Consider the following 6,616-nt stretch of genomic DNA (forward strand, 5'->3'; position numbering starts at 1 on the left):
GACCATGACCCCGGACGCCGCTGCGTGCCGGGTGGTCGTCACAGGTCTTGGCTGCGTGACCCCACTCGGCCCCGACGTCGCTTCCAGCTGGAAGGCGGCGTTGGCGGGGACGTGTGGCATCGTTTCGCTGCCCGAAAGCGATGAGCGGCTTCCGTCACGGATCGCCGCGCCCGTCGCGGGCGAATTCGATGTGGGTGATCTACATCCCAAGGAGCGTCGCCGCTACGACCGAGCCATTCTGTTGGCCCTGGCCGCGGCCCGCGAGGCGATGGCCGACGCTTCCCTGGCAGATGCAGCGGATCCGGATCGCGTGGGCGTTGCGATCGGCTCGGGCATCGGGGGCATTGGCACCCTGCTCACCAACCATCGCACCTATCTCGAGAAGGGCCCTCGGCGCGTCTCTCCATTCTTCATCCCGATGACCCTGGCCAACATGCCGAGTGGTGTCGTCGCCATCCGTCACGGTCTGCGAGGCCCCAACCTTTGCCATGTGACGGCCTGTGCGTCAGCGGCGCATTCGATCGGCGAGGCAGCTCGGGCGATCCGGAGCGGAGAAGTGGACGCCATGCTGGCGGGCGGTACGGAAGCGGCCATCCTCGATCTCGTGTTGGCTGGCTTCGGCAGCATGCAAGCGCTCTCGAAGCGCAACGAGGAGCCCCAGCGGGCCAGTCGGCCATTCGATGCGGATCGAGATGGGTTCGTGTTGGGCGAAGGTGCTGCCGTGCTCGTCCTGGAATCCGAGGCCCATGCCAGGGCGCGTGGTGCGCATATCCACGCCGAACTCGCGGGCTACGCGGCTTCGGGCGACGCGGCTCAATTGGCGGCGCCGGATGTCAGTAGCGGAGGCGCGATCCGCTCGATGCGAGGGGCTCTGGCTGACGCGAAGCTCGAACCCGAGGCCGTCGGACACATCAACGCGCATGCCACCAGTACGCCCGCTGGCGATGTGGTGGAGGTCGAATCGATCCGGCACGTGTTCGGCGAGCATACCGACGGCGTCGCCGTATCGGCGACCAAGGGGATGACCGGCCATCTCCTGGGAGCGGCAGGGGCTGTGGAGGCGATATTCTCCGTGAAGGCCCTCCAGGACGGGTTGCTTCCGCCGACGATCAACCTGGACCGGCCGGATCCGGCTTGTGTCCTGGACCATGTGGATGGGAAAGCGCGTGCGGCGGACGTTCGTGTGGCACTCTCCAACTCATTCGGCTTCGGCGGCGTGAACGCTGCCCTGGTCTTTCGGAAATGGGAGGCGTGATGGGGGATCCGATTCTACTGGCAGGGGATCATCGAGGAGTGGAGCTGAAGCAGGCGCTCAAGGAACGCCTGGAGGCGGCCGGCCAGGAGGTCCGCGATCTGGGGCCCACCGGTGACGCATCGGTGAACTACGCGGAGTTCGTGGCACCGGCGGCACGTGCCGTTTCGGCCGGCGAAGCTTCTCGCGCGATCGTCATCTGTGGGACCGGCCTGGGTGTCACCTACACGGCGAACAGGTTTCCCCGCGTACGTGCGGCGCTCGTCCACGACGTGGAGACGGCGACGCTGGCCCGGGAGCACAACGATGCGAACGTCCTGGCGCTCTCCGCCAATCGAACCGGCGTCGACGACGCTTGGGCGATCGTGAAGGCTTGGCTCGAGGTGCCGTTCGAGGGCGGTCGGCACAGCCTTCGCGTCGAGCAGATCGACAGCCTGACCCGGACCCATGACGGCGCATTGATTCGGCAGGATCCGACCATCGCCAATATTCTTCGCCGCGAGGCCGGCCGTCAGGCCCAGGGATTGGAGCTGATCGCCTCCGAGAACTTCGTTTCCGAGGCCGTGCTCGAAGCCGCGGGCTCCGTGGCCACCAACAAATACGCGGAAGGCTATCCGGGCCGGCGCTACTATGGTGGCTGCGACGTTCTGGATGAAGCCGAGAACCTCGCGCGGGATCGTGCCAAGGAGATCTTCGGTTCAGACCACGTCAACGTCCAGCCCCACTCGGGCTCTCAGGCCAACGAGTGCGTCTACCGCGCGGTGCTCGAGGTCGGCGATACGATCCTGGCCATGAACCTGGATCACGGGGGGCACCTCACCCACGGAAGTCCCGTCAACTTCTCCGGAATGCTGTATGACATCGTGCCCTACGGCGTCGAACAGGAAACGGAGACGATCGACTACGATGCGCTCCGGGAGCTGGCGAAGAAACATCGTCCGAAGCTGATCCAATGCGGAGCCACCGCCTACTCGCGGATCATCGATTTCGCGAAGTTCCGCGAGATTGCAGACGAGGTGGGTGCGCTTCTCTTCGCAGATATCGCCCACATCGCCGGCCTGGTAGCGACCGGTCATCACCCCACACCGGTCGGCCAGGCCCAGTTGATCGGGACCACCACGCACAAGACGCTGCGCGGGCCGCGCGGCGGGATGATCCTCTGCGATGGCGAGTTCGCCAAGAAGGTCGACAGTGCGGTCTTCCCGGGTGGCCAGGGCGGGCCCCTGATGCACGTGATTGCCGGCAAAGCGGTGGCCTTCGGCGAGGCGTTGCAGCCCGACTTCCGCGACTATTGCGGGCAGATCATTGCCAATGCTCGCACCCTGGCGGGCGCGTTGGCCAAGCGGGGCTTCCGGATCGTTTCCGGCGGAACCGACAACCATCTCTTCCTTCTTTCGCTGGTGGGACGGGAGATTTCGGGCAAGAAGGCCCAGAACGTCCTGGACGAAGCCGGCATCACCACCAACAAGAACATGGTGCCCTTCGATCCCCGGAAGCCCTTCGTGACTTCCGGTGTGCGGATCGGCACTCCAGCGCTCACGACCCGCGGGATGATGGAGCCGGAGATGGAGGTGGTGGCCGATATGCTGGCCCGCGTGCTCGAGAGCCCCGAAGACAAGGCGGTGCTCGAAAGCGTTCGCGAGGAAGTGGAAGCGCTCTGTGACCGCTTCCCGTTGTATGCCGATCGTTGGCGGTCGACGGTCTAGATCGTGATGCATCCCCTCATCGACGAGGTTCGCTAGATCGTGCGCTGCCCCTTCTGCAATGAGGCGAGCAATCGTGTCATCGATTCCCGGCTCTCGCGTGAGGGGCTCGAGATCCGGCGCCGACGCGAGTGTGACGAGTGCGGAAGACGGTTCACGACCCGGGAGCGGCTCGAATCGGTCTTGCCGAAGGTGATCAAGCACGACGAGCGACGGGAAGAGTGGGACCGTTCGAAGCTCGAGCACAGCGTGCAGAAGGCGTGTACCAAGCGGCCTGTCAGCGAGAACGCCCTGCAGAGGCTCGTGGATCGGGTCGAGCGCCGCATCTCGGAACTCGGCGAGGCCGAGGTGGCAACGGATCGCGTCGGGGATGCCGTGCTCGACGAGCTCTCCGGGCTCGACGTGATGGCGGCAGCTCGCTTTGCTTCGGTCTTCCGGGAATTCGCAAGCGCCGCCGACTACGACGCGTTCTTTGCGACCCTGGACGACGGTCGCGAAGAGGGGTAGCCACCCGCCATGGATCCCGAGCGCGCCATGCGTCATGCCCTCACACGGGCGCGCGTCCGCCAGGGGCGCACCCATCCGAATCCCGCGGTGGGTGCGGTGGTGTTTCGTGGCGATCAGGTCCTCGGCTCTGGCGGGACCCGTCCTCCCGGAGGAGCCCATGCGGAGATCGTCGCGCTGGAACGCGCACGCAAGCGCCACGGAAAAGCGGCGCTTCGCGGCGCCTCCTTGGCGGTGACTCTCGAGCCCTGCCACCACCAGGGGCGGACAGGCCCGTGTACGGCGGCGATTCACGAGGCCGGAATCGCCCGGGTCTTCATCGGCACCGACGATCCCCACCCGGCCGTTTCGGGTCGCGGGGTTCGATGGTTGCGGCGCGCAGGAATCCGGGTGCAGCGGGGGGTGATGGAAGAGGCGTGTCGATGGCACCACCGCGGTTTTCTCTCGGTTTGTGAGCGAGGTCGACCCTGGGTGGCACTCAAACTCGCCGCGACCCTGGACGGACGCATCGCAACGGGTTCCGGCGAATCCCGTTGGATTACCGGCGGCGCAGCGCGGGCGCATGTCCACCAGTTGCGCGACAACGTCGATGCCGTGATGGTCGGTTCTGGAACGGCCCTCCGGGATGATCCGGAACTCACGGTCCGCCGCGACGAGCGGCGCGTTCGTTGCCCGATTCGCGTGCTCGTCGATTCCGAGCTGAAGGTGCCCGTGACGCGGAGCTTGTTTCGCGACGAGGATGCGAATCTCACCTGGGTGCTTGCGGGCCGCAGCGCTCCGGCGAAACGACGGGCGGCTCGGGAAACCGCGGGCGCTCGTGTCTTGCCCGTGCCCGGCCGGCGGGGAGCGTTGGATCTACCGCTGGCCCTCGAGGTTCTGGCCCGGAACGGATTGGGGAGCGTCCTGGTCGAAGGTGGGGGTGGCCTGGCCGCGGCACTGCTCCGCAAGGGCCTGGTCGATGAGCTTCATTGGTTCGCATCACCTTCGCTGCTCGGCGGGGATGCTCGCGAAGCGATCGCCTCCCTCGGTATTGCAAAGCTGGCCTCTCGCCCGAGCCTGGCCGTCCGATCCATTCGACGGCTCGGCGAAGACGTGTACGTTCACGGGGTCTTGAGTTCCAATCGCCAGAGTTCCTCGTGAAGACCTATCCCTCGAGCCGGGATGCCGGAGGGTTGCGGGTCGGTGTCGTAGTGTCGCGCTTCAACCCGCTGATTTCTTCGAGGCTGCTCGACGGCTGCGTGGCTGAGCTCATGCGCCGTGGCTGTGCCTCGGACGATGTGCACGTCGCCTGGGTGCCCGGGGCGTTCGAGATTCCATTGGCCGCACGCCAGCTGGCCGGGAGCGGTCGGTACGACGCTCTCATCACGCTCGGGTCCGTGATTCGAGGCGGAACACCGCATTTCGAGTACGTGTGTCGCGGCGTGACGGATGGTGTTGCCGGCGTGATGCACGAAACCCAGGTGCCGATCGCCTTCGGCGTGCTCACCCTCGATGACATCGATCAGGCTCTGGAGCGAACGGGCGGCAGCCACGGACACAAGGGTGCGGAAGCGGCTCTCGCTGCCATCGAGATGGCTTGTCTGCAGCGTGCCGCCGCGGGCCCGCCGTCGTGACCGCGGGCCAGGCGGGTCGTCGGCGCTCGCGTCAGGTCGCCCTGCAGGTGCTCTTCGCCTTCGATCTCGGGGGCCGGAAGAGTCGCGGTGGGCAAGGGGACGCGGACATCGCATTCGAAACCTTCGCCGACCACTTCGAGCTGCCGCCGGGCGCACGGGCCTTCGCAAAGGACCTGGTCAATGGCGTGATCGTTCATCGGGACGACATCGATGAACGAATCACCGCATCGGCTCGGAACTGGCGCCTCGAGCGCATGGCGACCGTGGATCGCAACGTGCTTCGTCTCGCGACCTTCGAGCTCGTGCATCTCGGTACGCCTCCTCAGGTGGCGATCGATGAGGCTGTCGAACTCGCACGCCAGTTCGGAGGTGACCCCTCTCCGGGTTTCGTCAACGGAGTGCTCGACGCGGTTGCCATGGGCCTGGCCGAGGCGGCGTCATGAGCGCCGTCCTTCCGGTGGAGGTTTGTGAAGGCCGTCTCGATCGGATTGGCGCCGATCTGCTGGTGGCACCGTTCTTCGAGAGCCATCGTCCCCTGCGCGGGCCAGTCGCCCATGTGGATTGGCGATTGTCGGGTCTGCTTTCTGCTGAGCTGATCGCCGGACGCATCAGTGGCGCCCGAGGAGAAGCGACCCTGCTGATCAGTGCCGGCCGGTTGCAGGTACCGCGCATCATTGCGTTCGGTCTCGGTCCGAAGCCCGGTTTCTCGGAGCGCGATCTCGAAGATCTGACCGGGGACCTGATACGGCGCGCCGTTGCGCTCCGGGTTGGGCGCGTGGCGATCGCGCTGCCGGACGAACTCGTGATGGGCTTCCCGATCGAGCTGACCAGTGAGGCCGTGGTGCGCGGGGCAGCCGAGGCGCTCCACGCGCAGCCGGCAGCCCTGCACCTGAGGCTCCTGTGTGGCTCGCGTGGCCGCGACGCCGAGCGCGGCGTGCGAAATGCCGCGAGCCGGGCGGCGGTTCCTGTTCGTCTGGGTAGTGCAGGTCCCGCGACCGGCCAGGCTTCTGGAGGTGAGAGCGCCGATCGGCTCCGTCCACTGGCTGTTTCTGCCCCGGGGATTTCCCCTATTCGCTAGGCCGACGAGACCGGCTTCATGAGGGCTCTAGCCGCTTGCGGGGTCCGTTGGTATGCCGGCTTGGGGTTCGCGGGGCTGGTGGGGGGGGGGCGGGTTGGGTGTGAGGGCATCCTTTCATCCTGCGGTGGGGTCTCGCCCGGCCGACGCGTGGGCGCGGCGCTTTAGTCCGCCTGGGTGGGGCCAAGGTCGGCTTGGGGGCGTGGGTCGGGCGGGCTGTGTACGGGTTCTCGGCTGGATCGCGGCCGGTAGCGGTGTTCGTCGGTGTTCCTTGACATCGCATTCAAACAATGCCAATATCAACACCATGTTGCGTCGGACTCCTCAACTCGAGCTTCCCCTTCGTGGCTGGGGTGGAAGGCGTGAGGGCGCTGGACGTAAGCGCGGTCCGAACCCTCGGGTGGCTCATCTCCAGCGAGCGCCGTTGGCTTCGCGGCATCCTTGCCACGTGACCTTGAAGGTCCGGCCC

7 protein-coding genes are annotated in these 6,616 nt (G+C 66.5%); all 7 read left to right on the forward strand.

Features of this window, described 5'->3' with window-relative positions:
- Nucleotides 1-4: 4 nt before the first annotated feature.
- Genes fabF through GY937_19205 form a run of 7 tightly spaced genes read left to right on the forward strand, consistent with a single transcriptional unit; the run spans nt 5 to nt 6,150 of the window.
- Nucleotides 5-1,255, forward strand: coding sequence for a beta-ketoacyl-ACP synthase II (fabF, locus tag GY937_19175; protein ID MCP5058828.1), 1,251 nt, complete (start codon nt 5-7; stop codon nt 1,253-1,255).
- Nucleotides 1,255-2,958 (forward strand): RpiB/LacA/LacB family sugar-phosphate isomerase, encoded by a 1,704-nt coding sequence (locus GY937_19180; protein ID MCP5058829.1) that lies wholly within the window; start codon nt 1,255-1,257, stop codon nt 2,956-2,958. The genes fabF and GY937_19180 overlap by 1 nt, the downstream gene beginning before the upstream one ends.
- Nucleotides 2,959-2,997: 39 nt before the next feature.
- Nucleotides 2,998-3,462 (forward strand): transcriptional repressor NrdR, encoded by a 465-nt coding sequence (nrdR, locus tag GY937_19185; GenBank protein ID MCP5058830.1) that lies wholly within the window; start codon nt 2,998-3,000, stop codon nt 3,460-3,462.
- Between the two features lie 9 nt (nt 3,463-3,471).
- A complete protein-coding gene (gene ribD, locus GY937_19190) occupies nt 3,472-4,599 on the forward strand; it encodes a bifunctional diaminohydroxyphosphoribosylaminopyrimidine deaminase/5-amino-6-(5-phosphoribosylamino)uracil reductase RibD (GenBank protein ID MCP5058831.1) in 1,128 nt (375 codons plus the stop codon).
- Nucleotides 4,596-5,072: a 6,7-dimethyl-8-ribityllumazine synthase gene (locus GY937_19195; GenBank protein ID MCP5058832.1), complete on the forward strand. Its 477-nt coding sequence runs from the start codon at nt 4,596-4,598 to the stop codon at nt 5,070-5,072. Before ribD ends, GY937_19195 begins: the two co-directional genes overlap by 4 nt.
- Nucleotides 5,069-5,515, forward strand: a complete 447-nt coding sequence (gene nusB, locus GY937_19200) for a transcription antitermination factor NusB (GenBank protein ID MCP5058833.1) — start codon at nt 5,069-5,071, stop codon at nt 5,513-5,515. The genes GY937_19195 and nusB overlap by 4 nt, the downstream gene beginning before the upstream one ends.
- Nucleotides 5,512-6,150: a hypothetical protein gene (locus GY937_19205; protein ID MCP5058834.1), complete on the forward strand. Its 639-nt coding sequence runs from the start codon at nt 5,512-5,514 to the stop codon at nt 6,148-6,150. Before nusB ends, GY937_19205 begins: the two co-directional genes overlap by 4 nt.
- Nucleotides 6,151-6,616: the final 466 nt, after the last annotated feature.

The organism is bacterium (assembly GCA_024228115.1).
GTDB lineage: Bacteria > Myxococcota_A > UBA9160 > UBA9160 > UBA6930.